Origin of the sequence: Kosakonia sp. S57 (genome assembly GCF_016516575.1) — a bacterium.
Classification (GTDB): domain Bacteria; phylum Pseudomonadota; class Gammaproteobacteria; order Enterobacterales; family Enterobacteriaceae; genus Kosakonia; species Kosakonia cowanii.
On record NZ_JACVUL010000004.1, the window covers coordinates 98,012 to 121,400 of the forward strand.

The following is a 23,389-nucleotide window of genomic DNA, read 5'->3' on the forward strand; positions in this document are numbered from 1 at the left end:
TGTTCTCCTTAAGCCGCGCGCAGCGCTTCAAGTCGGCGCAGATCGTACTCGGTGAGTTCGTCGGTGTAGTCGGTGGTGATCGGCGCTGGCCACTCGCCGGTATCGAATGCGTTGGCAATGGCGCGCATAGTGGCGCGGTACTCCAGGATACCCAGCTCCACCAGCTCCTGCGAAGCCTCAACAATGGCAATCCAGTGATATCCCTCGTCCTTGTTGACGAAGATCCAGAAGAACTGGTCGAGGCTTGCCGTCTCCATGTACATACCGGCGCTCAGGTGGTAATCGCGATCGATGATTTCACGGTGCAGCTTCGCCCGCAGACCTGACTGCTTGATGTTCCACATAGAAATCGTTTTGAGGTCGGCACCGATGCGCACGCCATCTACGTCCAGCTCAAGGTCAGGGCGCACACGGATTTCGAGGCCGGTCTCTTCGTCGATGCCGAAATAGCTCGTCTCAACGGCGCGATCAGGATGCTGCAGCAGCTTTCCGGCGGTCGGGTGCGCATGCAGCGCTTTCTGGATAGCCAGCGCGGTTTCCAGCTGCTGGCGGGTCACCAGCACCTTGCCTTCCGGGTTCTCGCGCCAGGCATCCAGCAGCTCGTCGGCAAACACAGCATCTGGTTTGACTGCCTTGACGGCCTGAATCAGGTCGGCTTTCGTACCCGAAACTTTCAGGGGCTGTGGCTTCTGCGCTTCCTGCGCTACCAGGTCAGGATTAATGATTGCCAGCTGCTCCAGCAGCGCGTCACGGCTGCCGCTGGTTTTCACCGGAGCGGGCAGGGTGGCGTTGTACTCTTTTATGCAGGCTTTCATAGCTGCAGCGGTCTGCTTCTTATCAGCCTCGATGCGCTGGAACTCTTCCGGCAGCGCCATATAGCTTTCTGCGGTTTCGTCTACTGCTACACCCAGCGGCAGCGGCATGGGCAGGGTGGCGTTATGGGCCTCCAGCAGCGCTTTGATATCATCAGCGCTGAGCTGCGACGGCAGGCTGTCGTTGTACTCGTCAATACACTCGCGGATCGTCGCCGTGGTGGTGAGCGCACCTTCCGGGATCTCCGGCTCAATGCTGAACTCAGCGGCCAGCATCTCCGGCTGCAACGCAAGCGCATGCACCAGATTGCCCATGTCGAGAACCTTCGACCGCTCCTTCTGGATGGTCTTGGAGACGTGGCGCGCTTCGAAATACATCAGGGAGACACGGGCATCCTTCACCTGGGTGCTGCTGATGCCGTTCGCGGCATGGTAAACGTCGTTTGGCAGACCTTCATAACGGCCTGGCTCGAAGTAAGCTGGCCATTCCTTAGCAGCAGCCTCTGGCTCGGAAATATCCGCTACCGGTCCTATTTCTGTCGTTTCTGGTTCGGTTGGAGGTAATTCCGGCTCATCCTGGCTAAGAGCATCAATATTCTGGTCCAGATCGGCGGCAACGTTGCTCGTCAGTTCTGGTGTGGCAGCGGCGAGGATATCCGCCGGGCTTACGCTAATTGTTTGCGCAGCAACTTCATTAGCGACTTCGACTGCTGGTAACGCATTACCAGCTTCGACTTTGCTCGGGTCAGTCTCTTCCATCTGCACACTGCCAACGATCTCCACTTCCTGTTTTGCGACTTCGTTTGAGGGGGTAATGATGACCGGGTTTGCTTTTTCATCCAGCAGACCATCGATGGAGAACATGCCGCCGCCGAGGTTGGATACTTCTGGCTGAGGGGTGGCGACGAGCTGGTGTGACAGCTCGGTGCACTGAATGACTCCGGCATCCACGGCCGCGCTATCAATCTGACGCGCAGCGGCGAGGATTCTGGCCTCAGGTGTATCATGCTTGTATTCATTGAGAGTCGCGCTGATATAACCAGTCATGCGATCCGGGAATGTTGTTATGCCTGAGGACGCTTCGCGGATGAGCGCAAAAATTGCAGCGCGCGAGTAATCCAGGATACCTGCAGTTTTACGTAGTGCTGTGGACCACTCTTTCCAGGGACTTTCTCTTGCAGCAACAATGTCTTTAGCCCTGCGGTGAATAGAGCCGGGGATATTGTAGATATCAAAATCCATCGGCAGAGTTGCGCACGCGATCTCAATATCCAGTGTGTCCAACGTATGCTCATAGTCTGCATTACGGTCTGTTTTGATGCCGCCGCCCGCGTTCGTGCCGGTGTCGGTGCGCTGAATGGTTGAAACCCGGTTACCGTTAATCCATTCCTTAGCGAGCAGGCCGCGATCGATATAGTCCGTCGTTTTCCAGGCCTTCATGAACTGGAGCATCAGGGATAAATCAGGCGTCGCTTTGTCAGAAGGAAATACGCGCTTAACAGCATCGGTAAGCCTCCAGAACTCGAAGTCACGAAGATTTTTCATCCCCTCGACATTCTCGGCGGCCAGCAGCAGGTTTTGCACGTAGGAGTTATCGGTGTCCATTTCCAGCTGGCGCACAGTATTCAGTTGTTCATTGTCAATGTGGTACGCGTATTCCTTCTCGGTAATAAACTGTGCGAGGAGGCGGTGACGGAACGACAGCGTAGGAACAGCGTGCAGTTCAGTAATGTCCCTATCGCGGAATGCCTGTACCTGAGACTGGGCCTGGGCAACTTCTTCAGGCGTAGCTTCCTGCCGAACTATTTCACTGGAAGCAAGCGCATCTTCACCAGGTTCGCTGGCGTCGGCGAGTTCAGTGGCGGGCAGTTTGCCGCCGAGCCAGTCTTCGACCAGTTGGGCACGTTCGCCGACCTCTGCTTTAACCCAGCTCGACATGAAAGCAGCCAGCAGCGCGGGTTCGTGTTCTTTATCCTGCGAGAAAACGTCTTTGACAGCCTGCACCAGTTTCCACTCAGCGTGAAGGCTGAGTTCGCTCATATCAGGAACTTCATTTTTGGCCTGCAGCAGGTTCTGGAAATAAACATTTGCCTCATCCATAGCCAATTCGTTAGCGACGATCTGCTGTTCTTGGCTGATCTCCGAATGGTATTTGTCGCCCAGCAGATGGACGGCTAAGCGGACAGACGGGGTGCGATTTTCAAGCGGGGAGGTGTTGCCCGCATCAGCGGTATCCGTAGCCGTTACCAGCGCGGCAGGGAGATCTGCATCGTTGATGGTGCTGGCTTGGGCAAGGTCGGTTTCATCATGTGCCGCGGCGCCGGGGATCACGTTCCAGGTACGCTGGTCGTCAGCCAGTTGATAGCGATCGCACCAGGTGAAGTCGACGACGCCTTCTTCAGGCAGGTCGTTAACAATCGGAAAATCGGTGCGGATCGGTTTGGCATAGTCTTTACCGCGGCCAGTTTCGATACCAGCCTCTTCCAGCTCAACATCGAGCGTCAGGGCGGCGCGTGCTTCGCTTTTCGCAGTGAACCAAATCACTGCATCTTGCTTAGCGGATTTCTGAGTGGCCTTAACCACGTAGAAAAATTCCATGTCAGATCCTCATTTTTGGATGTAAGATCCCCGGGCCAGAGATAGCGCCCATTGGGTGAACTTTGGCTTTTTAAGTAGTTTTCCGGTGTAACTTTGGTCGGGAGCACCGGACGTACGGGCCGCCTTGCGCGGCTTTTACGTTATGCCTCGTGGGCCATTTGGTCGTACGAAGCACAACGTTCAGAGCAGTATTCTTTTTCTTTGCGCGCCAGCTGTGCGCCGTTGCGATAGAGAAGGGGACTTTTGACTACTTCCCCCGGTTCAACCGGCTTGCCGCAGTACCAGCATTTTGTTGAGTTACACATCTGGATTCCCCTTTTGCGCCAGCAGATAGCACAGGCGGCGAAGAATCACCTCGAAGAAGTTCAGCTTTACGGCCTGCTGCCGTCCTGGTTTGCGTGCGAAATCAATCATTCTCACCCTCGTTTGCCTTATCGCCGGCCAGCGGAACGTTTACACCTGATGCGCGTTATTAACTCCACCTCATCCGACTATTCGTATGCCGTCGGCGGCTACTTCGTGGGCTCCATGCCTGGGTGGTTCGTGGTGCGTCTTGGTGATAAAGATTAAACACAATGTTTAAACCAATGTCAACATAATGAGTATTTTTGATTAAACAAAAAGTTTATTTGTGGTTTTTTTGAGGGCGTTACGTGATAGGAGGCAAAAAAATCCCGACGCTATGGTCGGGATCAGGAAGTTCGATGCAGACGCCTGAAGGCGTGCAGGTGTGTGGCAGCATAAAAAAAACGGCTCGGTTGCCGGGTTATTTGGATTTTGAAAAATTGAAAATCTGTATGAGAAGCATACCTATATGTACTAATGAAGCAGCTGAGAGCCCAATGGCAAAAGATGGCAGCATAGGTATAGGGGTTTTGCTTGTTGCTAACAAAAATATGCCATTAAAAAAAATGATGCCGAGCTCAACGAATGTGAAAGCATACAATGTAATGACTGATGTCATGTATCCGTAAGCTTTTAATTTATAGATGTTTCTTCCACCTATGCCCATCATAAATGTTAGCGCTGCAATCAAAATTGCGATAGTTGTACCTGAATACGTTGCTATTGCAGCACCAAGAACATCGCGATGTTCGCTAAATGCAGTTCCGGGAAGCATGTAACGAAATAAGTAATAGCCCCCAACAATGAAGGGGAATGGCAAAAGAAATAAAATGATCGCAGGGGCTATCCTGTGCTGTTTTTTCATTAAGCCCTCCTAAAGTGTCAGAATGATAGCTCATCCCCGAACATTTTATTATAACTTTCAGCTATAATCGGTTTCATTTTTATGTAGCAGGTCGACATTTCACTTGCGAGTTCATCATTAGATGATTTGTACAAATTTGCACCAATGTGTCCTTTGCTCGAAAGATAAAAGTCAGTGAGTAAGTCTGCCGCTTCCTCTTTCCCTTTCAAAAGAATGCTCTCATGTTGCTCATCTACATTCTTAATAATTTCAGTGGCTAAGGATTTGATATTTTTTAATCGTTTTGGTTTTACTGTTATTTCTAATCCTTCAAGGAGTTCTTCATCAATCGTTTCAGCACCAAGAGCTCGTAATAATGGGCTAAATAATTTTGAATCGGTCTCCACTCTAACTGTAGTGCGACCAATGAACTGCATGTCTAATGCGTCATCTTTGGTGATGTCTCTCATTAATGGTTCAATGACTAACTTATAGCCAGAAGGGATATAGCATTTACCATTAATATATGAAGCTAAATCTCGAGTTCGTGGACCATACAGAGTATTAGCAAAACCAATAACATTATTCCGAACTTGAAGGAAAGATGGAAATCCTAAGGACTCATCAGAGCTTAGCGCATTACGCAATTCATCTACGGATAGAGTCTTGCGGTTGATCTTTTTCACGAGTTCCGAGTCAAAGGTTTTAGTGAGCAAGAAAGTGGCGTCAGAGATATGGTGGGCAAAAACAAAGTAGTCATCAATCTGTTGGGCATGATTTTTTGCGTCAATTACCTGAGTTCTGAACGCGGAAAAAAGATCAAGTGACACCTTGGATTGACTTTTACTATCCTGCAAATACACGGCATAAAAATTAAGTTTCATGTAGCCCCTAAAATTATTAGTTTAATTGAATAAACACTAGGCGCAGCGTTCTAGTTTCTACATTTAGGTGCTTGACCTCTCACTTTGCGGATCTTGTTTTTTTAAACCCTTGAGTTTAATACCTCAATCCTTCTGCGATCTGATCCGCCCCTTCATGTACCTCTCATACGGCTCATCCAACTCCTCCAGGCGAAGTGAGAGCTTGCGGAGCATGTTTTGTTGCTATTCTTCCGGCAGCTGGCGAACAATATACCTTTTATATCAACACCATCACTGTCACCACTACGAATGCTATCAACAGCATTGCCATAACGATGATCGCAAAAGTTGTCGAGTCCTTAAAGTAAGTCTTTTCCTGGCCACTTACAGGACCAACGAGCATGATCCAGATGAAAATGAAGGTAAAGCATAGAACAGCGATGGAAATTAAAAACGCGCCAGTTTTCAATCACGCCCCTCGTCATTTGCATCAGATGTTTCTTACTCAGCGTCACCCTTGATTCGTCTGCTCATGTATTTTTCATACAACTCATCCAGTTCCTTCAGGCGAAGCGCGAAGATGCGGAGCATGTTCTGTTGCTCTTCTTCCGGCAGCTGTCGATAGAGCTCGAGTAAGCGCTGTTCGTCAGTTTTAAGTCCACCTACCTCATCTACTTTTTGCCCTAAAAGCCAGGCAAGACTAACTCCAAGCGCATCCGCCAGTTTAATCGCAGAGCTTTTACCTATCGTCCCGCGCACGAACCAGTTGTTTACAGACTGGGAACTGACACCGCAAATACGCGCCATGTCAGCTTTAGAAATACCTTTTTGCTCAATGATTTCATTGAGTCTGCGCACTTGTGGGTGATCCGTCTGATGAGTTTTCTCTTTCATAACAAGATTCTAAACCATATGTTTATTTGCTCAACGCTCAAAAAGTTGACATTAATATAAACATAATGTTTAACTTCTATCACATCACCATTGGAGCTCAGATATGAATGCATTAGACAAAGCCATTGCCACCGCGGGCAGTGCGACAAAACTGGCTGAACTTTTATCGATTAGTGCCATGAATGTTAGTCACTGGAGAAATCGGAATGGGGGGCTGGTTCCCCAGGCTCGAGTACTTCCGATTTTTCATGTCACTGGTGTAACTCCCCACGAACTGCGCCCAGACCTCTACCCAAATCCAACTGACGGTTTACCAAAGTAGGAGTACTGACCATGCAAACGGCAGGTTTTCATGATGATAGCAGGGGGCTGCCCGCTCCGCTGAGATCTAATTATCAAGGCGTTCCGCGCAATAACTGTAAGCTCAACCATATTCGGGAAGCAGTGAAGGCGTGGAACAGGGCAACGCCCGGTTCTGCGCAGCTTCACATCTCGCAGCTGGTGGCTAAGGAGTGGATAGCGCGCGGGGGGCGCGGTCTGTTACTGGCAGGTTCTGAGCACAACACCAAGCAGAATTTTTTCCGGATGATTAACGATCCCGGCCCGAAGAACGACAAAAACCTGCTGCAGCTTATCCCGATCATCATCGATGTGATGGCGAGTGATAACGAGCAGGTAGCGCGCCGGTTTGGGCTAATCAGCGGAAAAACAAAGGCCGAGCTTATTGCTGAAGCGATGAAAGAGTGCGCCGAAGCAAAACAGGCCGTTCTGCTCAACGTACCAGAACATCAGAAGCTGAAAGAGGTGAGCGAGGGTATTGCGTCGCTGTTCCGGCTAATGCCAGAGCAGACAGGGACACTAATGACGATCGTCACTTCAATGCTGGGAGCAGTATGACAGGGCTAAAAATGGTGAAAGCCGCGCTGGTGAGACAGCAACGGCTTTCGGGTGCAACTACCGATAGCAACTGCGAGGTCATTATGACAAACGCTTATTTAAAACACCATGCGAAAGGGGCATAGCTATGTCAAATGTCGCTTACGCCGATTTTGCGGCACGTACTGCCGCCAGGAGCAACAGGATGGAGAACCAGAAGACCGGTTTCATCCCGTTGTACCGGAGTGTACTGAAGCAGTCCTGGGGGAAAGACGTATATCTTCGCACCCTGTGGGACAATCTGCTTCTTACCGCTGCGAGACAGCCATATACGGCCAACTTTAAGGGCCGTCAGTGGCCATTGCAGACCGGACAACTGGTAACCACCACAGCCGATCTGGGGCTGGCTCTATGCGACCGGAACGGGGAACCCACCAGCCGTCACGCAGTGGACCGTATGCTCGCTTTTTTTGAGAAAGAAGGGATGATTACCACCGCTGGTGAACGCCGGAAGGGCACGGTGATCACCATCACAAACTACGCGCTTTATGCTCAAAAAATGGACGATTTACCCGCGCATAACGCCGCGCATAACAGCGAGCATTACCCCGCGCATAACGAATCCAGTAACGGCGAGGCTTCGGAGTGTAGTGCCGCGCATAACCCCGAGCATAAGGGCGCGCTTAAGCCCGCGCATCATGAACAAGAAGTAATATTAAATACTAACGTATTTAATGATCGTCAGAAAAAATCCAAATCTCTTCCTGATGCTGCAGTTCAGACCCCCGCAGGTGACAAGTGGGGTACCGCTGAGGATCTGCAGTGCGCAGAGTGGATGCTCGCCCTGCGCAACATGACCAAGCCTTCGATGAAAAAACCGAACCTGACCTCCTGGGCGAATGACATCCGCATGATGCGCCAGCTCGACGGCCGCACGCATCGCGAAATTTGCCAGCTGTTCAAATGGGCTGCGCAGGATTCGTTCTGGCACAAAAACATTCTCTCGCCCGCGAAGCTGCGTAAACAGTGGGACACTCTGGATCTGCACCGCGAGGATGGCAGCCGTAAGCCCGTCAACGATGCACCGGCCAGTGACGCGCACTGGAACAGCCCTGAAGCATGGGAGGATTTCATATGAACCACGAATTGTTTCAGGCCGTACAAAGCCGCGATGGCGAAATGCTGGCACGCATGGCGGGCGGCAACCGGGATCAGGCCAAAGTCATCAACAGCGATGCCGAGCGTATGGTGGATCTCCTGTTCAGCCAGCTCAAGCAGGTCTTTCCGGCGTCCACGCAGACCAACCTGCGCAGCGAAGCGGATGAGCGTACGGCCAAGCAGCAGTGGATCGCCACGTTCGCCGAAAATGGTATCCGGAGCCGCGAGCAACTGGTGGCCGGAATGCAGAAAGCGCGTGCCAGCGTGTCACCTTTCTGGCCTTCGCCGGGGCAGTTTGTCGCCTGGTGCCGTGAAGGCAAGGGCCTCCTCGGTGTGAGCCCAGCTGACGTCATGACCGAATTCTGGAAGTGGCGGAAGCTCGTTTTCAAATACCCCACCAGCGAGCAATACCCGTGGCCACAACCGCTGCTGTATCACGTTTGCCTGGAGCTGCGCCGCCGGGGTGTTGATCGCCAGATGAACGAGAAAGAGCTGCTCAGTGAAGCCGGGCATCTGCTGGCGCACTGGGAAAAGCGTGTTGCCGAAGGTAAGCCGATCCCACCTGTTCGTCGCGCGCTGGCAGCGCCGCATAAGGATCGGGGGCCGACACCCGCAGAAATGCTGATTGCCGAGTACAAGCGCCGCCAGGCGCAGGGGAGGGTTTGACCGTGTGCAACCGCTTAAAACCAAAGCAAAAGGCCATCGTGGAGTTCATCGAGACAAACGGACCAGCAACGCCCCGTCAGATCCGTAAGCTGCTCGGCTGCGACATCCGTGAGGCCTACGATCGTCTCAAGCGCCTGGGTATGGCGGGGATTGTCAAAAATATCGGCAAACCGAAGCATCCGGAATACCAGTTGGTGCAGCGCTGGCAGGAAAAAATCAAGCAGCCGAAGCAGCGGCTACCAGCAGCGCCATCCGCCGCCGATGTCTGCCGCCAGAACTGGCAGGGCTACAAAATTCATAAAATTTTTGGGAGTGCACGGGCATGAGTGAATCACTGAACAACAAAGAGCTGGTCGCGGTTGGCCATGAGTTTGCGAAGGCGCTGAGCAGCGATACGCCGATTATCGACATCGCGAAAATGATGTCTCGCTTGGCCGAACGGCTAGACTGCACAACGGCTGTACTGCGCGAAACGGCTAAACAGCGTGATGCGCTGGCTGCCCTGCAGCAGCAAGATATCACCAAGGTGCTGGATGAATGCTCTGAATATCTCGACAGGGACTGCATCATGGAGTCGAACGGTATTAGCTACGAAGTTGCTGCTCAACGACAAGTAGGGGCAAAGGCTCTTCATGATGCATTAATTCGCAAAGGAGCAGCCCTATGAGCAAGTCACTTGAAGCACGCTGCATCCGCCGTTGGGAAGTTGAGTTCAAAGGCCGTTGCGATTCGAAACTAAGCCCCTGTTGGCGTAAGCACCACCTGCGCGGTTACATCCGCGAATGCGCTCTAACAACTGCTGACTGCATGATAGAGAACCTGGCTTATAACAACGCAGTGCATGATTTTTTTGCTGAAAACGGCGATGGCCGTGGCTGGTCTCCAGAGTTCTCGCTCTGGTACGACAGCAATCGTAGTGAGCAGTATCAAAAAGAAGCACAGAGCTACCTCAATGAAGAGGCCAGCAACGAGGAGATCGACGAAGAAATTCAGAACGAGCTGGAGGCCTGGAATGACTGAGCGAGGCATGATATTCGGCGGCAAAATGGTGCGCGCCATTCTCAACGGCGGGAAGAAGCAGACACAGCGGATTATGAAAAAACAGCCAGCAAAATTGCCATCGACAGATAACGTATTAATCCTCGACATGTACAGTGGCAACCATGCATCTTTTAGAAATAACCCAGGACAGAATAAACAATTAAGCTCTGCAGTTTCCCCCTACTAAAATTGGTTGGTTAAGTTAATGTAGCTAAAGAAAATCCCCTGCTTGCCGATGCCGGGTAAGGCATATTGCATTAGGGGATTATCATGTTTTCAAAGTTTATTTTTTTATTTGCCATTATCTTTGCTTCATCTATTAACGCTGCTTCGTTTGATTGCCAAAAAGCCACCTCTGTGTCAGAAAAAATTGTCTGCTCAAATTATGAACTAAATAAACTTGATGAAGTTCTGGGAAAGAATTATCAACTCATGCTGCGAGCTAAAGCTGATAAAGAAACTATCAGTGAAGGTCGTAGACAGCAGGTTTTATGGTTTAAAGAAAAAGAAAAATGTTCTGATGCACAATGCTTGCGGAGTGCTTATATTCAGAGAAACGATGAAATTTGCGAGTTTATTCTTGATAGAACAACTGGGCCTTTCGAATGCGTCAGTACTTCGTCTGCAATTCAGTCAATTCAAAAGCAAGAGTACGATGAGTCACACAGCAAGAGCCCAGACCAGGTAGTACAAGAAATTTATGCCCGGCATGCACAGCAGGTTGCTTCATTAGGCTTCTCTGAAAGAGAGCTGTCTTCTTGGCTTTATTTCACAGTTCAGGCGGGCGCACCGTATCGCAAGTTTTCAACTCTTGGACAGTATCTTGCCATGATGTATGAGCTCGACGGATTTAAGAGCATCTCAAAAGTTGATGACGGTGAGCATTTTGGTTTTAAGGTTAAAGTGTCTGGGCAACCTAGCTCTGGATTTGTATTCCATTTGGAAGATGATGAATATTATCTCACAGGCATAATACAGGGAGACGAAATTTACGTGGCCCCACAGAACATACAGATATCCAACCTGTTTTATAGCTACGGAGTGTATGCACTTGGCAAGAATGGAGCTGCTCTTTGACCGTAAAGCCCCGGCCAAATAGTGAACGATATTATTCACATAATATCGTTCACTAACTTGGTTGCCTGACCGAATAAATGACAACCTGCGGCAGGACTACGACGTGCTGGTGAAAATTTACAGATGAAGATTTTAATCTTGTTAACATCTGGATGCGCATACTGCCGCCTGTGGAACTTTATCGTGATCAGGGCTTACAGGATTTGTACATCATCGACCGCGACTACATGGACACTCGCCACGCCAAAAGACAAATAGGTTGCGCGCTGCGGTAACGCAGTGCCGCCGACGTTCGCTGAGGCGCTGTTACGCGCTAATCAGCCGGAAATGTGTCTGGCAGGGGGGAGGGCGGCCTAATTTGAATTACATTACAAGCGATATGGGGATTCTCATGTCGACAGGAGGGGCTTCTCCGGATGCCTTTTATACGCGGCGGCAGGGTGACTTAAATATGGTCGTTATTACCGACCGATAGGGTCTAATCGTTCTATTAGTTCGATTAATTAATAGGCGCATAGTAACAACAAACTACCTGCTTCATGCAGCAAAATAAGACACGGCCCACACTACATACGTCGACATAAGCGTCCAACAGTATGACGAGTGATTGCCGATCCGGTATTAACAATCAACATTTTTGACGCTGGCATCTATCCAATAGAAACGATCGCTCCTTAAGCGCTTTTTCCAAGAATAAACATTTAAATCAAAGACATAAGTTCATTTCTTTAAAATGTCTTTGTTGTGCACATTTGAGCCAAAATCATAAACACTGTTTATTCATACAGTAATTTAATGTAAGGTTATATCACGCCAGAAAAAATTTTCATTTTTCTTCCGGCGAACCTATTAGGAAATTTGCGCGATTTGTTATTTTGGCTTTATGGAATGGATTTCTCCTCGCCGAGAGGACGTATCTGTTGATAACAAAGAAGGGGGTTTTTGTGAAAAAAAGTCAGGGCCAAGGCGACTGGTACGATATTGTCAGGCGTTCAGACGGTAAGCTTATGGGGTCAATGCCGCTCGAAAGCCGCAACCTCCTCTACATCAAAAATGGCATGTTTTCATGTCGCCCTTTGATGGAGGATGAAGGTGTTTTCAATCTGTCGTCCGGAACACGTTTTCTTCGCCGCCTCGGCTACCGCCTCGAACAACCCTCTGATATTATGATATCAACGGACTGAACACCCGTTGACCTGATGCGCCACGGAGAATCCCATGGCGCAGTTACAACTCATTAAGCATTCTTCTAATATCCTGATCCCCGCCACGCCGGAGACCAGGGATTTTCTGCAATCAAAATGTAAGCTCGGCGCCGTGCTGGTGGCCGATTTCAAACAAGTCCGCAACCCGGCCTTTCACCGTCGTTTCTTCGCTCTGCTGAATCTCGGCTTCGAATACTGGGAGCCTACTGGCGGGGCGATCTCCTCAAATGAACGCAGGCTGGTTACCGGCTATGCCAAATACCTGGCAATGTTCGGTGGGAGCGAAACCGCGCTGCTGGATGCTGCTGAGCAGTACCTCGTTCGTATCGCCGATAAGCGCACGGGCAGCATCAGCGCCTGCAAATCCTTCGACGCCTATCGTGCCTGGGTGACTATCGAGTCCGGGCACTATGACGCCATTCAGCTGCCTGACGGAACCCTCCGGAAACATCCCCGCAGCATCGCCTTCGCCAATATGGACGAAACCGAGTTTCAGCAGCTCTACAAAGCTGCGCTCGATGTTCTGTGGCGCTGGATCCTGTCCAGGGCATTCAGAGACCAGCGCGAGGCTGAGAACGCAGCTGCGCAGCTGCTGAACTTCGGGGGCTGAGTCTATGAAAGAGACCTGGTTCTATCACATGGAATGCACCACGGAGCAGGCAGAAGAGCTGCTGGCGCAATACCGCCGGCGCGGCGTTAAAGTCGAGCGCAGCCTCAACCCTGATCTCATCACATGGACCGTCAGCGCCCAGCTGCCGGAGGGCAATCATCTGCCGCGCCCGAGCCGGGTATGGCAAAGCAAGGCGTGGGGTTGAGCATGGCTAAGAGACCACGTCGTAAATGCGCGAACCTGAGCTGCCGCCAGTGGTTCAACCCGGTCCGCGAAGGGCAGGTGGTTTGCAGCTTCGAGTGCGCCAGCGCCATCGGCAAAGAACAGACAGCAAAAGCCCGTGAAGCCGCTAGGCAGAAGGAACTACAGCGGCAGCGCACTGAAGAGAAGGCTGGTCGTCAGCGGCGCGCTGCGCGTCGTAAGGAGCTGAAGCCGATCCGTCACTGGGTGCAGATGACTCAGCGTGCATTCAATGACTGGCGGCGCGAAATGCTGCTGGCCGCCGGGCACGGATGCATCTCTTGCGGTACCAAAACCGCTTTTGCCTGGCATGCCGGGCACTACCGCACCACAGCCGCCGCACCGCAACTTCGGTTTAATCCGGACAATATATGGCTCCAGTGCTCTGCCTGTAACGTCCACAAATCAGGCAACATCGAGGCATACCGCGTCGCTCTGGTCGAGCTGATCGGCGAAGAACGCGTGCTGGCGCTCGAGTCCAACAACGAAACCCACCGATACACCCGGGAAGAACTGGACGGCATCCGCGCCAAGGCCAGGGCAGATCTTCGAGTACTGAAACAGTAGGAGGCCGCATGAAACTTGAATCTTCATTAAAACACTTCAGCCCTCAGGGTATGAATATCAGCGACAGTGTTAAAGGCACCTCTCCTGACAGGCTGACCGGTACAGATGTAATGGCCGCGATTGGCACCACCAGCATCCGCGCGCGCTTCGGTCTTGCTGCGTTCTTTGGAAAGGCCGGGATCAGCAAAACGGATGAGCAAATCGCAGTGCAGGCGCTGGTGCGGCACGCGGTGGAAGTTGCCCCGAAGAATGTGCGTAAAGCAGCTGGTGGCGAGTTTGGTTGGTGCATGCAGGTGCTGGCGCAGTTTGCCTTTGCTGAATATGCCCGTTCTGCAGCCAGCAGCAGCACCTGCACCACCTGCAGCGGTACGGGATTTATCTCAAGGCATGAGGATGTGATCAAACATCCGGGCATTTTTGATGTTGACGGTGTCAAGCTGGTCGCCCCAAAGATTAAGAATGAGCTGGTTAAGCATGCATGCACAGCCTGTGGCGGTAAGGGCATCATTTCTGCGCGTTGCCGCTGTGGCGGGAAAGGGGAAGTACTTGATCGCGTGGCAACGAAAGAGCGGGGCGCGCCGGTATTCAAAACCTGCGAGCGATGCTCAGGCAATGGCTTCTCTTCAGTACCATCAACGGCTGCACACAAGGCTATTATCCGGCGCTTGCCAGATTTGCATGTCAGGACATGGACTCGCAACTGGAAGCCATTTCTTGAGTCGCTGGTGGGGACTTGTCAGCAGGAAGAGGCCAAAGCTGAAAAAGAATTTCAGAATGCAACCAGCTTTAACGAAGAAGAGAACAAAATTTAGCATTTTAACTACATAAAGCTTGATTTTGTCCGAACTTGTCTAGTATTCTTCAAATCGTGGCATATAGCGCCTGTACGAAAAGAAAGTTTAAACCTCGCTTCGGCGGGGTTTTTTATTGCTTGAAATATTCGGTTTTACATCTGATAACATAACTATTTATCTTCATATTTCTTAAAAATTATTGATTTCAATGCCGATTCATAATCACTAATTTCTGAAATTGAAAGACTGTTTTCATATTTTTCCACGAACATTTCTTTAAGCGTTTTGATAAGTTCATCTCTGCTAAACTCTTCCCGAGACTGAGAATTTATAAAGCGCAAAATTGCTTCGCCTACTATGGCGTCAGTATTTTTGATAAAGGTTCCTTAGTAAATGATTATTCGACGGAACCTAGGGAAAAGTTGTTTTTTATCAGTAGGTTTCAGGGTGGGTAAGTATTGCATGAAGTAACAACGATTTTTCAAGCATACACGCTTTACCTTATGAAAGCTTTTATTTTAAGAAAGAATTAAATTTATAGATTTTTTTGCCAGTTCTTAAATGAAATTTATCTTCAAGCACCGCCTGGGGCGCATCAGGCGTGGCCGTCGCAGAAAGCGTACTAAACCCTCCATTAGAATTTTTCAAGGCTGCCATTTGGCGGCTTTCTTCATTTCAGTCCACAGGAAAACTATCAAGGCCACATTGTCGAGTGCAGCCCTGGCTCCTGACTCTTTAAATTACACAGCACCGACCCTTTACAGGCGGAGGTGGAGATGAAACATATGCCGGACAAAGACGCTGGTTTCTGGGCAGGTCTTATTGCCTGGTTATACAGCCACAAAACAGAATGGGGATATGCAGGTGTGGCGGGCATGTTTTCTCTGCTGCGCAGCGCTTATGCTCAGTCCTCATGGAGTAAGCGTGTTCTTGACGCCGTATCGTGCAGCGCGCTGGCATTCTTCGCCGCGCCGACGCTTCAGGTGGTCGGTGGCGTTCTTAACTGGAACGTGCCCGATACTGCCGCTCAGGTGTTTGCGGTGTACATCGGGTATGTCGGCAATGACTACATCAGCGAGAAGCTGCGCGGGTGGATTAGCCGCAGAACGGGAGATAACAGTGAAAATCAGTCCTGACGGGCTTGCCCTGATTAAGCGTGAAGAAGGCGAGCGCCTGAAAGCGTATCGCGACACCAAAGGCATTCTGACGATCGGCGTCGGTCATACCGGGCCGGTGGATGGCCGGGCCATCACTCCAGAGCTTACAATCAGCAAAGAGAAATCAACCGCGTTGCTCCTGGCTGATATTGCCTGGGTTGAGAAAGCTATCAACGCCAGCGTTAAGGTGCCGCTCACCCAGAATCAGTATGACGCGCTATGCAGCCTGGTATTCAATATCGGCAAAAATGCCTTTGAAGATTCCACCGTCCTTAAGCGGCTTAATGCCCACGAATATCACGGTGCGGCCGATGCTTTCCTGATGTGGAAACGCTCCGGTAACGATCTGGAGATTCTCCTGCCGCGCCGCCAGCGTGAAAGAGAGGTGTTTCTGACATGAACCCGATTAACCTCATCAAGAACTACTCACACATCATCGTTATCGGACTGATTTGCATTGCGCTATGGGGACTGAATGCCCGTAACGCCCAGCTAACAGCCACTAATGAACGGCTGGAAAAGCTGGCGAACAGCAAAGACGACCAGATTAACGATCTGCGATCGAAAAATGACGGACTGGCCGCCAGCGTGGGTGAGCTGGTCACAGCCGTCAGGCAGCAGAACCAGGTGATGTCCCAGGTCACTGAACAGCGCGCTGTAACCGCACAGCAAAACCGGAAGCTACAGAATGAAATTAAGCAATACCTTGAAGCGGATAAGTGTGCACAGTCTCGTGTGCCTGATAATGCTGCTGACCGGCTGCGCGCCGCAGCAAAAGCCGCGGGTGGAGTACCGGACAATAAGCCAGCCGCAAATCAGCCTGCCGGCAGAGCTGACCTCCCGCATTGATGCACCTGAGCCGCCGGACGGAATGACATTCGGTGACAGCGTTCAGCTCAGTGCGCAGTTATACGGGCTGGTGGGGCAATGCAATATCGATCGCGCTGCCATCCGGCAGATTGAAGAGAGCAGGCAACATGCTGCTGGTGTATTGGAAAAAATGTCCCCTCCGAAATGAAATCCGACACTTCGGAAGGGAGACCAAATGGTCGCTCGTTACGTATAACAAACGAAGCATAGTGCAAAGTGGATAAATAGATGTATAACCTAAGTCAAATCAGCAGGTTTCTTATTTACTTTTTTGATTTGTGTCGGTTTGACGGCTTGTTTGCGTAAAAAAAAAGCCCTCCAGGTGAGGGCTGCAATAATGCATGCTTGATTTGAAGAGATACTTGTCATTGGTACGACGTGCCCATCCCTGAGCTTCCCCTGGTGTGGGTAGGAGCCACATTGAGGAGATTTAACTGTTGCACACAATTCCCAAACAACAAGCGTAAGCGGTGAGCATTAGGAAGAATCCTACTGAATCAGCAGATTTAACTGCTCAAGCACTGCCTGTAATTTGTTCAGCCTCCTATACTTTCCGAAATGAATACGGAGGCAACTATGACATTCTTCATTGTCTGGGAAGCATACACAAGCGACTGGCAACTGATGCAGAAGGGCTCACGCTTCATGAGCACTGACGATCCTGACATCATCGATGTTGATTTGGCTGAATATGTGGCAGACATGGCAAAAGCACTAGGTATTGAGGAGAAATACCTTGTAATCACGTCGGTCCAATCGCTTGGATTTTTGAACTAGCCTCAGAACTGCTATGGTTAGAGCTTCATTAATTTTATTGAGGTCTCCATGCCATTTAGCACGCTGATCAAAACCATAACAATTTCAAATGCAGTTTCAGGGGATTTCAAATTCGAGATTTACCAGAATGAAAAGGCTCTTTTCCATGCCGATATATCCCGTAAGGATCCACTCGGTAAATGGGAGCAGTTCCGCAATAAGTTTAGATTTAGCAAAGCTTTAGACGTTGAGGAAGTTATTGGGCGTTGTAGAAAACTTGTTGATGATCAATTCCTTGATATGAAAGAGTAAGGTCGTCTCGGGACAGTAAATTTGAATTCGATCAAGCCACTGGCGTCCGCTGGTGGCTTTTTTATTGGAGTAACTAATGGCAAAGCCGGACTGGGGCGAGCTTCAGCAGCGGTTCCTGTCAGATCATGCCGCAAGTGGCGTATCACCAAAGGATTGGTGTGAAGCGCAGGGACTGAACTATGCAACTGCACGTCGACACATCAAAAAAACAACTGCGCAAATTGCGCAAAAAACTGCGCAGAAAAAAGTGCGCAATGCGCAGAAGGAAAAAGACGCTAATGCACTGGTTGAAAAACACGGATTGACAGCGCAGCAGCGAATCTTTGTGGCGGAATACCTGAAAGACCGCAACGCCACCCAGGCCGCCATACGTGCCGGGTACAGTGCAAAAACTGCTGAGCAAATTGGTTATCAGCTCCTTCAGAAAACTTCAGTTGCCGCTGCTATTGAGAAACAGCAGAAGGCCTCCTTGATGCGAACGCTTGCCAGTGCTGATGAGGTGCTGGCGCAGATGTGGCAGCTCGCTACTTTTGACGCTAACGAGCTCTCGCAATATCGCCGTGGTGCGTGCCGCTACTGTCATGGCTTTGGCCATAACTATCAATGGCGTGACATGGTGGAATTTGAAGAGCAGCGGCTAAAAGCGATCGAGAAAAAGGGTAAAGAGCCTGTGGACGTTGGCGGTTACGGCTATGACCACAACCGGGAACCTAACCCGGCGTGCCCGCGCTGCAATGGAGACGGCATCGGTCAGCCGTATTTCGCTGATACCCGCAAGCTACCGCCTGTTTCCCGTCTGGCGTATTCCGGCATCAAGCTCGGTAAGAACGGGGTTGAGATCACCGCCATTAGCCGTGAACGGATGTATGAAGCCGTAATGAAGCGGCTTGGCCTGGCGGACAGCGAGTTTGCGCAGCAGTTGCAGCAGATCGAAATCGAACGTCGCCAGCTGGAGGTGGAAAAACTCCGCAAAGAGCTGGCAGCAGATCCTGAAGATGAGGTACCGATGCCCGTGGCAATTAACATTAACGTCGCGGATGCTCGCGTAAGGAAAGACGATGACGGGGATATCGCCTACCCTTAACGTACCGCAGGCACAGTTTCTGGCTATGCCGCATAAGTTCAAGGCCTACGTGGCAGGCTTCGGCTCCGGTAAAACATGGGTGGGCTGCGGGGGCATCTGCAAGGGGATGTGGGAACACCCTAAGATCAACCAGGGCTACTTCGCTCCGACCTATCCGCAAATCCGGGACATCTTCTATCCGACAGTGGAGGAGGTGGCGTTCGACTGGGGACTTAAGGTCCAAATCAACGAGAGCAACAAAGAGGTCCATTTCTACGCCGGAAGGCAGTACCGCGGCACCACCATCTGCCGCTCAATGGAGAAACCGGCCACGATTGTCGGCTTTAAAATCGGCAACGCGCTTGTGGATGAGCTCGACGTGATGCCCGCCCTCAAAGCGCAGCAGGCCTGGCGGAAAATCATCGCCCGTATGCGCTATAAGGTCGCTGGACTGCGTAACGGCATTGACGTTACCACCACACCAGAAGGGTATAAGTTCGTTTATCAGCAGTTCGTTAAGGCAGTGCGCGATAAGCCTGAGCTGGCAACTCTGTACGGACTTGTGCAGGCTTCCACGTTTGATAATGAAGCGAACCTGCCTGATGACTATATTCCCTCGCTGCTTGCGAGCTATCCACCAGAGCTGATAAAAGCCTACCTGCGCGGGCATTTCACTAACCTGACAAGCGGCACCATTTACCACCAGTTCGATCGCAGGCTGAACAACTGCAAAGATGAAGAGCAGCCGGGCGAGCCGCTGTTTATTGGCATGGACTTCAACGTCGGTAAGATGGCAGCCATCGTTCATGTGAAGCGTGAAGGGTTGCCGCGCGCGGTGCGGGAGTTAGTGAAGGTCTATGACACTCCGGCGATGATCAAACGCATTCAGGAAGAGTTCTGGCGCTATGAGGGCGGCCGCTACGTTGCCAGCCGCCAGATCTACATATATCCGGATGCCTCCGGCGACAGCCGTAAATCCAACTGCGCCAGCCTGACCGATATTGCCCAGCTTAGAGAAGCTGGGTTCAGCGTCATTGTTAACGCTTCCAACCCGCCGGTGAAAGATCGTATCAACTCGATGAACGCCATGTTCTGTAATGCGCTGGGCGAACGGCGTTACCTGGTTAATGTCCAGCGCTGCCCGGTCTATACGGAAAGCCTTGAGCAGCAGGTATGGGATAAAAACGGCGAGCCGGACAAAAAGGCAGATAACGATCACCCCAATGATGGTGGCGGGTATTTTATTGTTAAGGATTACCCCATCGTCAAACCTGCATACTCAATCACTATGGATACCACCTTCTGATATGGCTAATAACGACATCACCTGGGTTCGTCCTGAGCACCGGGCGGCCAGTGCTGCCTGGAAGAAAATCAGGGACTTTTGCAAAGGGGCAGAGGCGGTAAAAGAACCGGGCAACAACTATCTGCCTTTACTTGACTCCACAGACAAGAGCACGCGCAACCGCAAGCGCAACGAAGACTACCTGCAGCGGGCGGTCTTCTATGCGATTACTGGTAATACCAAGATTGGCCTCCTTGGGCTGGCCTTTCGAAAGGATCCGACCTTTTCCGCGCCGGAGAAACTGAGCTATCTGCTGAAGAACGCCGACGGCGCTGGCACCAGCATTTACCAGCAGTCGCAGTTGGTGACCGAGAACGTGCTGGAGGTGGCACGTGACGGGCTTTATGTCGATTACGCTGAGGGTAGTGGGCAGGCCATTATCCTGCGCTATCTGGCCGAGAACATCATCAACTGGCGCACGAAGCGCATCAACGGGCGCGATCAGTTGGTGCTGGTGGTGTTGAGGGAATGTGTGGAGCAGGAGGATGGCTACGCGTTCAAGGATGAGGTCCAGTATCGCGAGCTTGCGCTTGAAGAGGGCCGGTTCATCTGCCGGGTGTGGCGCCGCAGCGCGGATGCCGGTTCCGCTACATACGCTGCTACCAGTGAATACCAGCCGAAGCCCAAAGGCAAAGACAGCTGGGACGAAATCCCGTTTACCTTCGTCGGCGCGCAGAATAACGATCCGACTATAGACGACTCACCACTCGCCGCGCTGGTGGAGATAAACCATGGACACTTCCGGAACAGTGCTGATTACGAAGACAGCGTGTGGTTCTGCGGCCAGGTCCAGCCCTACATGACGGGACTTGATGAAGGATGGCGCGATCATCTGGAAAAGAAGGGGGTTAAAATCGGCTCCCGCTCGCCGCTGCTGCTGCCCAGAGAGGGCAACTTTGGTTATGCCCAGGCGCAACCCAACATGCTGGCGAAAGAGGCTATGGACAGTAAGCGCGACTACATGGTGCAACTGGGTGCCCGGCTCATCGAACAGAACGCGGCGGTTAAAACCGCAACGCAGTCCAGCAGCGAGCAGACATCGTCCACTTCTGTACTGGGGATCTGCGTCTCGAACGTATCGGAGGCCTATTCACTGGCCATCGGCTGGTGCGCGAAATATCTGGGCGTCGGCGAGCAGCAGGCGGCCTACGCGATAAATCAAGAGTTCATAGCTAAGGTCGCCGAGTCCGGCATGGTTACCGCCATTGTGAACGCCTGGCAGTCCGGTGCAATCCGTGACACTGATATGATTCGTGCGCTGCAGAAGCTTGACCTCATCAACCCAGCAGACAGCCCCGACGATATTATTGACGAGCTGCACAACCCCAACCCCACCCTGATTGGCGGTAACAATGGCAACGGTAAATGAAACGTTACGTGACGAAGCCATAGCCCACACCGTCTGGATCAGTCGTTACAGCACTGGTGTGGCAAACCGCATGGTTAAGCTGCTGAACGACAGCGACGCTGAGCTTACCGCACGGCTGATGTTGGCGATGGACAGCCTGCCCACCAGTCAGTTTACGGTCAGCCGACTGGAAAGCATGCTGGGGAGCGTACGCGAGCTTAACCAGCAGGCAATAGCGGGCATGCAGACCAGCCTGGAGGATGAGCTCCTGCAGCTGGCCGGGCATGAAGCAGGCTATCAACTGAGCCTGTTTGATTCACTGCTGCCGCAGCGGGTGAAAGAGCGGTACCCGCTGCAGAGCATCACGCCTGAGCAGCTTTACGCGGCCGCCATGGCCCAGCCCTTTCAGGGACGTCTGTTGAGCGAATGGGCCGATAACCTTGAAGCCGACCGCATGGCACGCGTTGTTAATGCAATGCGTCGCGGCTACCTGCACGGTGATACCACGGAGACCATTGCCCGGCAGGTCCGCGGGATCGCCAGCAAAGGCTATAAGGACGGGGCGCTGCAGCTCAGCCGGACCAATGCCGCCAGCATTACCAAAACGGCTGTGAATCACCTGGCAGCCACGGCGCGGACTAATTTTGCAGAAGCCAACAGCGATGTACTGAAAGGTAAACAGTGGCTCTCCACCCTGGATAACAAAACCACGCCGACGTGCATCATCCGTGATCGCCTCCGTTACACTCTGGACAACAAACCTGTCGGTCACAAGGTTCCGTATCTGCAGGGGCCGGGGAAAATCCATTTCTGCTGCCGTTCCACGGAGACGCTGATTACCAAATCATGGCGTGAACTCGGGATCGACAGTAACGAGCTGGATGAAGATACACGCGCCAGCATGGACGGGCAGGTGCCAGCGGATACCACATATCTTGACTGGCTGGCCCGGCAGTCGCTGCCGCGACAGGATGAGATCCTCGGGCCGGAGCGGGCCGCGCTTTACCGCGCTGGCGAGCTGAAGCTCGGGGAAATGTTCACAGACAAGGGGGAATGGATAAGCCTGGCCCGCCTTAAAGCGCTCAGTTGATCCCAAAACATTTTTCAATTACGGCTGCCTCCGGGCAGCCTTTTTTATTGGGCGAGGCCCATAACATCCCAAGGGGAAATCATGTTAATCCGAAATATGCTCCTGAAATACTACGCACCAGAAGATGATGGCCAGGGCGGCGCGGGCGGCGGTACCGAAATTACGCCAGAAATTCAGAAGCTGATTGATGATCAGGTCGCTGCCCAGGTCTCCGGCCTGAAAACCAAAAACTCCGAGCTGCTGGGCACCATCAAGCAGCAGAAAGACAATCTGTCTCGCTTTGACGGTATCGACCCAGATGCGGTGCGCGGCATCCTGCAGCGATTTTCTGACGACGAAGAGGCAAAGCTGATTGCCGCCGGGAAAATTGATGAGGTGCTGGATAAACGCACCGAGCGCCTGCGCGCTGATGTTGATAAGCAGATCAAAGCGGCCAATGAACGCGCGGATAAAGCTGAAGCGTTCTCCGGCAAATTCCGGGATCGCGTTCTCGGCGATGCCATCCGGTCGGCAGCGTCAAAAGCTGGCGCACTGGCGGAAGCATCCGATGACCTGATCCTGCGTGCCAAAGGCACATTCCAGCTCAACGACGAAGGCGAGGCCGTAGCAGTTGATGCAAATGGCGACGTTCTGTTCGGTAAGGACGGCAAAACCCCACTAAGCCCGCTTGAATGGGCGGAGTCGCTCAAGGAGACGGCCCCGCACCTGTTCCCGCGCGCTGAAGGTACCGGCGCGGGTGGACACAAGCCAGGCGGTGGTGGCAGTCAGAAACGTTCAGAGATGAGCGCCAGCGATAAGGCGGACTATATCCGCAAGCATGGCCAGCAGGCCTTCCTCAAACTTCCGAAATAAGAGACT

General features: G+C 51.8%; 30 protein-coding genes and 2 pseudogenes. 25 read left to right on the forward strand and 7 right to left on the reverse strand.

The genetic code is table 11. The features are described from left to right. Positions 1-8: 8 nt before the first annotated feature. The 6 genes and pseudogenes from IAE48_RS05190 to IAE48_RS05215 form a co-directional block, all read right to left on the reverse strand. A complete protein-coding gene (locus tag IAE48_RS05190) occupies positions 9-3,410 on the reverse strand; it encodes a RecE family exodeoxyribonuclease (RefSeq protein WP_200133687.1) in 3,402 nt (1,133 codons plus the stop codon). Between the two features lie 140 nt (positions 3,411-3,550). Then, complete coding sequence (locus tag IAE48_RS05195; RefSeq protein WP_200133688.1) at positions 3,551-3,715, reverse strand: YdaE family protein; 165 nt, start codon at positions 3,713-3,715, stop codon at positions 3,551-3,553. Beyond that, a pseudogene (locus tag IAE48_RS24020) lies at positions 3,708-3,863 on the reverse strand (hypothetical protein); the annotation flags it as partial. The gene IAE48_RS05195 and the pseudogene IAE48_RS24020, both read right to left, overlap by 8 nt. 313 nt (positions 3,864-4,176) lie before the next feature. Next, positions 4,177-4,620 (reverse strand): biopolymer transporter ExbB, encoded by a 444-nt coding sequence (locus IAE48_RS05205; protein ID WP_200133689.1) that lies wholly within the window; start codon positions 4,618-4,620, stop codon positions 4,177-4,179. A gap of 17 nt (positions 4,621-4,637) precedes the next feature. Continuing rightward, positions 4,638-5,483, reverse strand: coding sequence for a protein rexA (locus tag IAE48_RS05210; protein ID WP_200133690.1), 846 nt, complete (start codon positions 5,481-5,483; stop codon positions 4,638-4,640). Between the two features lie 480 nt (positions 5,484-5,963). Next, positions 5,964-6,356 carry a helix-turn-helix domain-containing protein gene (locus IAE48_RS05215; RefSeq protein WP_200133691.1) on the reverse strand — a complete coding sequence of 131 codons (393 nt, stop codon included), beginning with the start codon at positions 6,354-6,356 and terminating at the stop codon, positions 5,964-5,966. A gap of 103 nt (positions 6,357-6,459) precedes the next feature. Between IAE48_RS05215 and IAE48_RS05220 the strand changes: the two genes are divergently transcribed. The 15 genes and pseudogenes from IAE48_RS05220 (at position 6,460) to IAE48_RS05285 (ending at position 14,608) form a co-directional block, all read left to right on the forward strand. Further along, entirely contained in the window at positions 6,460-6,678 is a 219-nt protein-coding gene (locus tag IAE48_RS05220; protein ID WP_200133692.1) for a YdaS family helix-turn-helix protein, read from the forward strand. Between the two features lie 11 nt (positions 6,679-6,689). Further along, positions 6,690-7,253, forward strand: coding sequence for a toxin YdaT family protein (locus IAE48_RS05225; RefSeq protein ID WP_200133693.1), 564 nt, complete (start codon positions 6,690-6,692; stop codon positions 7,251-7,253). Positions 7,254-7,437: 184 nt separating this feature from the next. Then, on the forward strand, positions 7,438-8,370 hold the full coding sequence (locus IAE48_RS05230) for a replication protein (protein ID WP_200133694.1): 933 nt from the start codon (positions 7,438-7,440) through the stop codon (positions 8,368-8,370). After that, complete coding sequence (locus IAE48_RS05235) at positions 8,367-9,056, forward strand: replication protein P (RefSeq protein WP_200133695.1); 690 nt, start codon at positions 8,367-8,369, stop codon at positions 9,054-9,056. Before IAE48_RS05230 ends, IAE48_RS05235 begins: the two co-directional genes overlap by 4 nt. Before the next feature lie 2 nt (positions 9,057-9,058). Next, on the forward strand, positions 9,059-9,382 hold the full coding sequence (locus IAE48_RS05240) for a hypothetical protein (RefSeq protein ID WP_200133696.1): 324 nt from the start codon (positions 9,059-9,061) through the stop codon (positions 9,380-9,382). After that, positions 9,379-9,723, forward strand: a complete 345-nt coding sequence (locus tag IAE48_RS05245; RefSeq protein WP_200133697.1) for a hypothetical protein — start codon at positions 9,379-9,381, stop codon at positions 9,721-9,723. The genes IAE48_RS05240 and IAE48_RS05245 overlap by 4 nt, the downstream gene beginning before the upstream one ends. Further along, complete coding sequence (locus IAE48_RS05250; RefSeq protein ID WP_200133698.1) at positions 9,720-10,076, forward strand: hypothetical protein; 357 nt, start codon at positions 9,720-9,722, stop codon at positions 10,074-10,076. Before IAE48_RS05245 ends, IAE48_RS05250 begins: the two co-directional genes overlap by 4 nt. Next, positions 10,069-10,284, forward strand: a complete 216-nt coding sequence (locus IAE48_RS05255; RefSeq protein ID WP_200133805.1) for a hypothetical protein — start codon at positions 10,069-10,071, stop codon at positions 10,282-10,284. Before IAE48_RS05250 ends, IAE48_RS05255 begins: the two co-directional genes overlap by 8 nt. A gap of 83 nt (positions 10,285-10,367) precedes the next feature. After that, positions 10,368-11,174 carry a lysozyme inhibitor LprI family protein gene (locus tag IAE48_RS05260; protein WP_200133699.1) on the forward strand — a complete coding sequence of 269 codons (807 nt, stop codon included), beginning with the start codon at positions 10,368-10,370 and terminating at the stop codon, positions 11,172-11,174. Positions 11,175-11,305: 131 nt separating this feature from the next. Next, a pseudogene (locus IAE48_RS24030) lies at positions 11,306-11,531 on the forward strand (hypothetical protein); the annotation flags it as partial. Positions 11,532-12,118: 587 nt separating this feature from the next. Further along, the gene (locus tag IAE48_RS05265) at positions 12,119-12,358 is read left to right on the forward strand and encodes a hypothetical protein (protein WP_200133700.1); all 240 of its coding nucleotides are present in this window, start codon (positions 12,119-12,121) and stop codon (positions 12,356-12,358) included. 34 nt (positions 12,359-12,392) lie between these two features. Next, positions 12,393-12,989 (forward strand): DUF1367 family protein, encoded by a 597-nt coding sequence (locus tag IAE48_RS05270; protein ID WP_200133701.1) that lies wholly within the window; start codon positions 12,393-12,395, stop codon positions 12,987-12,989. Between the two features lie 4 nt (positions 12,990-12,993). After that, positions 12,994-13,194: a hypothetical protein gene (locus IAE48_RS05275; RefSeq protein ID WP_200133702.1), complete on the forward strand. Its 201-nt coding sequence runs from the start codon at positions 12,994-12,996 to the stop codon at positions 13,192-13,194. 2 nt (positions 13,195-13,196) lie between these two features. Next, positions 13,197-13,796, forward strand: a complete 600-nt coding sequence (locus IAE48_RS05280) for a recombination protein NinG (RefSeq protein WP_200133703.1) — start codon at positions 13,197-13,199, stop codon at positions 13,794-13,796. 8 nt (positions 13,797-13,804) lie between these two features. After that, complete coding sequence (locus IAE48_RS05285) at positions 13,805-14,608, forward strand: antitermination protein (RefSeq protein WP_200133704.1); 804 nt, start codon at positions 13,805-13,807, stop codon at positions 14,606-14,608. 495 nt (positions 14,609-15,103) lie between these two features. Here the strand turns inward: IAE48_RS05285 and IAE48_RS05290 are convergent, their stop codons facing one another. Further along, positions 15,104-15,247, reverse strand: coding sequence for a hypothetical protein (locus IAE48_RS05290; RefSeq protein ID WP_200133705.1), 144 nt, complete (start codon positions 15,245-15,247; stop codon positions 15,104-15,106). A gap of 119 nt (positions 15,248-15,366) precedes the next feature. Here IAE48_RS05290 and IAE48_RS05295 point away from each other — a divergent pair, with 119 nt between their 5' ends. The 10 genes from IAE48_RS05295 to IAE48_RS05340 all read left to right on the forward strand — a co-directional run bounded on the left by IAE48_RS05295 (position 15,367) and on the right by IAE48_RS05340 (position 23,383). Next, complete coding sequence (locus IAE48_RS05295; RefSeq protein ID WP_233631432.1) at positions 15,367-15,726, forward strand: phage holin, lambda family; 360 nt, start codon at positions 15,367-15,369, stop codon at positions 15,724-15,726. After that, positions 15,710-16,147: a lysozyme gene (locus IAE48_RS05300; protein WP_200133706.1), complete on the forward strand. Its 438-nt coding sequence runs from the start codon at positions 15,710-15,712 to the stop codon at positions 16,145-16,147. The genes IAE48_RS05295 and IAE48_RS05300 overlap by 17 nt, the downstream gene beginning before the upstream one ends. Beyond that, positions 16,144-16,596, forward strand: a complete 453-nt coding sequence (locus tag IAE48_RS05305) for a hypothetical protein (protein WP_054803297.1) — start codon at positions 16,144-16,146, stop codon at positions 16,594-16,596. Before IAE48_RS05300 ends, IAE48_RS05305 begins: the two co-directional genes overlap by 4 nt. A gap of 597 nt (positions 16,597-17,193) precedes the next feature. Continuing rightward, positions 17,194-17,394: a hypothetical protein gene (locus tag IAE48_RS05310; protein ID WP_200133707.1), complete on the forward strand. Its 201-nt coding sequence runs from the start codon at positions 17,194-17,196 to the stop codon at positions 17,392-17,394. Between the two features lie 48 nt (positions 17,395-17,442). Further along, on the forward strand, positions 17,443-17,685 hold the full coding sequence (locus tag IAE48_RS05315) for a hypothetical protein (RefSeq protein WP_054803299.1): 243 nt from the start codon (positions 17,443-17,445) through the stop codon (positions 17,683-17,685). 76 nt (positions 17,686-17,761) lie between these two features. After that, entirely contained in the window at positions 17,762-18,769 is a 1,008-nt protein-coding gene (locus IAE48_RS05320; RefSeq protein ID WP_200133708.1) for a terminase small subunit, read from the forward strand. Next, positions 18,744-20,054, forward strand: a complete 1,311-nt coding sequence (locus tag IAE48_RS05325) for a terminase large subunit domain-containing protein (RefSeq protein WP_200133709.1) — start codon at positions 18,744-18,746, stop codon at positions 20,052-20,054. The genes IAE48_RS05320 and IAE48_RS05325 overlap by 26 nt, the downstream gene beginning before the upstream one ends. Before the next feature lies 1 nt (position 20,055). After that, entirely contained in the window at positions 20,056-21,462 is a 1,407-nt protein-coding gene (locus tag IAE48_RS05330; RefSeq protein ID WP_200133710.1) for a DUF4055 domain-containing protein, read from the forward strand. After that, positions 21,446-22,531, forward strand: a complete 1,086-nt coding sequence (locus IAE48_RS05335) for a hypothetical protein (protein WP_200133711.1) — start codon at positions 21,446-21,448, stop codon at positions 22,529-22,531. The genes IAE48_RS05330 and IAE48_RS05335 overlap by 17 nt, the downstream gene beginning before the upstream one ends. 81 nt (positions 22,532-22,612) lie before the next feature. Then, on the forward strand, positions 22,613-23,383 hold the full coding sequence (locus tag IAE48_RS05340) for a hypothetical protein (RefSeq protein WP_200133712.1): 771 nt from the start codon (positions 22,613-22,615) through the stop codon (positions 23,381-23,383). Positions 23,384-23,389: the final 6 nt, after the last annotated feature.

Coding starts and splice junctions, on each gene's coding strand:
- IAE48_RS05190 (WP_200133687.1), bottom strand. CDS start 3,410: ATGGAATTTTTCTACGTGGTTAAGGCCACTCAGAAATCCGCTAAGCAA.
- IAE48_RS05195 (WP_200133688.1), bottom strand. CDS start 3,715: ATGTGTAACTCAACAAAATGCTGGTACTGCGGCAAGCCGGTTGAACCG.
- IAE48_RS05205 (WP_200133689.1), bottom strand. CDS start 4,620: ATGAAAAAACAGCACAGGATAGCCCCTGCGATCATTTTATTTCTTTTG.
- IAE48_RS05210 (WP_200133690.1), bottom strand. CDS start 5,483: ATGAAACTTAATTTTTATGCCGTGTATTTGCAGGATAGTAAAAGTCAA.
- IAE48_RS05215 (WP_200133691.1), bottom strand. CDS start 6,356: ATGAAAGAGAAAACTCATCAGACGGATCACCCACAAGTGCGCAGACTC.
- IAE48_RS05220 (WP_200133692.1), top strand. CDS start 6,460: ATGAATGCATTAGACAAAGCCATTGCCACCGCGGGCAGTGCGACAAAA.
- IAE48_RS05225 (WP_200133693.1), top strand. CDS start 6,690: ATGCAAACGGCAGGTTTTCATGATGATAGCAGGGGGCTGCCCGCTCCG.
- IAE48_RS05230 (WP_200133694.1), top strand. CDS start 7,438: ATGGAGAACCAGAAGACCGGTTTCATCCCGTTGTACCGGAGTGTACTG.
- IAE48_RS05235 (WP_200133695.1), top strand. CDS start 8,367: ATGAACCACGAATTGTTTCAGGCCGTACAAAGCCGCGATGGCGAAATG.
- IAE48_RS05245 (WP_200133697.1), top strand. CDS start 9,379: ATGAGTGAATCACTGAACAACAAAGAGCTGGTCGCGGTTGGCCATGAG.
- IAE48_RS05250 (WP_200133698.1), top strand. CDS start 9,720: ATGAGCAAGTCACTTGAAGCACGCTGCATCCGCCGTTGGGAAGTTGAG.
- IAE48_RS05255 (WP_200133805.1), top strand. CDS start 10,069: ATGACTGAGCGAGGCATGATATTCGGCGGCAAAATGGTGCGCGCCATT.
- IAE48_RS05260 (WP_200133699.1), top strand. CDS start 10,368: ATGTTTTCAAAGTTTATTTTTTTATTTGCCATTATCTTTGCTTCATCT.
- IAE48_RS05270 (WP_200133701.1), top strand. CDS start 12,393: ATGGCGCAGTTACAACTCATTAAGCATTCTTCTAATATCCTGATCCCC.
- IAE48_RS05275 (WP_200133702.1), top strand. CDS start 12,994: ATGAAAGAGACCTGGTTCTATCACATGGAATGCACCACGGAGCAGGCA.
- IAE48_RS05280 (WP_200133703.1), top strand. CDS start 13,197: ATGGCTAAGAGACCACGTCGTAAATGCGCGAACCTGAGCTGCCGCCAG.
- IAE48_RS05285 (WP_200133704.1), top strand. CDS start 13,805: ATGAAACTTGAATCTTCATTAAAACACTTCAGCCCTCAGGGTATGAAT.
- IAE48_RS05290 (WP_200133705.1), bottom strand. CDS start 15,247: ATGGCAGCCTTGAAAAATTCTAATGGAGGGTTTAGTACGCTTTCTGCG.
- IAE48_RS05295 (WP_233631432.1), top strand. CDS start 15,367: ATGAAACATATGCCGGACAAAGACGCTGGTTTCTGGGCAGGTCTTATT.
- IAE48_RS05305 (WP_054803297.1), top strand. CDS start 16,144: ATGAACCCGATTAACCTCATCAAGAACTACTCACACATCATCGTTATC.
- IAE48_RS05310 (WP_200133707.1), top strand. CDS start 17,194: ATGACATTCTTCATTGTCTGGGAAGCATACACAAGCGACTGGCAACTG.
- IAE48_RS05315 (WP_054803299.1), top strand. CDS start 17,443: ATGCCATTTAGCACGCTGATCAAAACCATAACAATTTCAAATGCAGTT.
- IAE48_RS05320 (WP_200133708.1), top strand. CDS start 17,762: ATGGCAAAGCCGGACTGGGGCGAGCTTCAGCAGCGGTTCCTGTCAGAT.
- IAE48_RS05325 (WP_200133709.1), top strand. CDS start 18,744: ATGACGGGGATATCGCCTACCCTTAACGTACCGCAGGCACAGTTTCTG.
- IAE48_RS05330 (WP_200133710.1), top strand. CDS start 20,056: ATGGCTAATAACGACATCACCTGGGTTCGTCCTGAGCACCGGGCGGCC.
- IAE48_RS05335 (WP_200133711.1), top strand. CDS start 21,446: ATGGCAACGGTAAATGAAACGTTACGTGACGAAGCCATAGCCCACACC.
- IAE48_RS05340 (WP_200133712.1), top strand. CDS start 22,613: ATGTTAATCCGAAATATGCTCCTGAAATACTACGCACCAGAAGATGAT.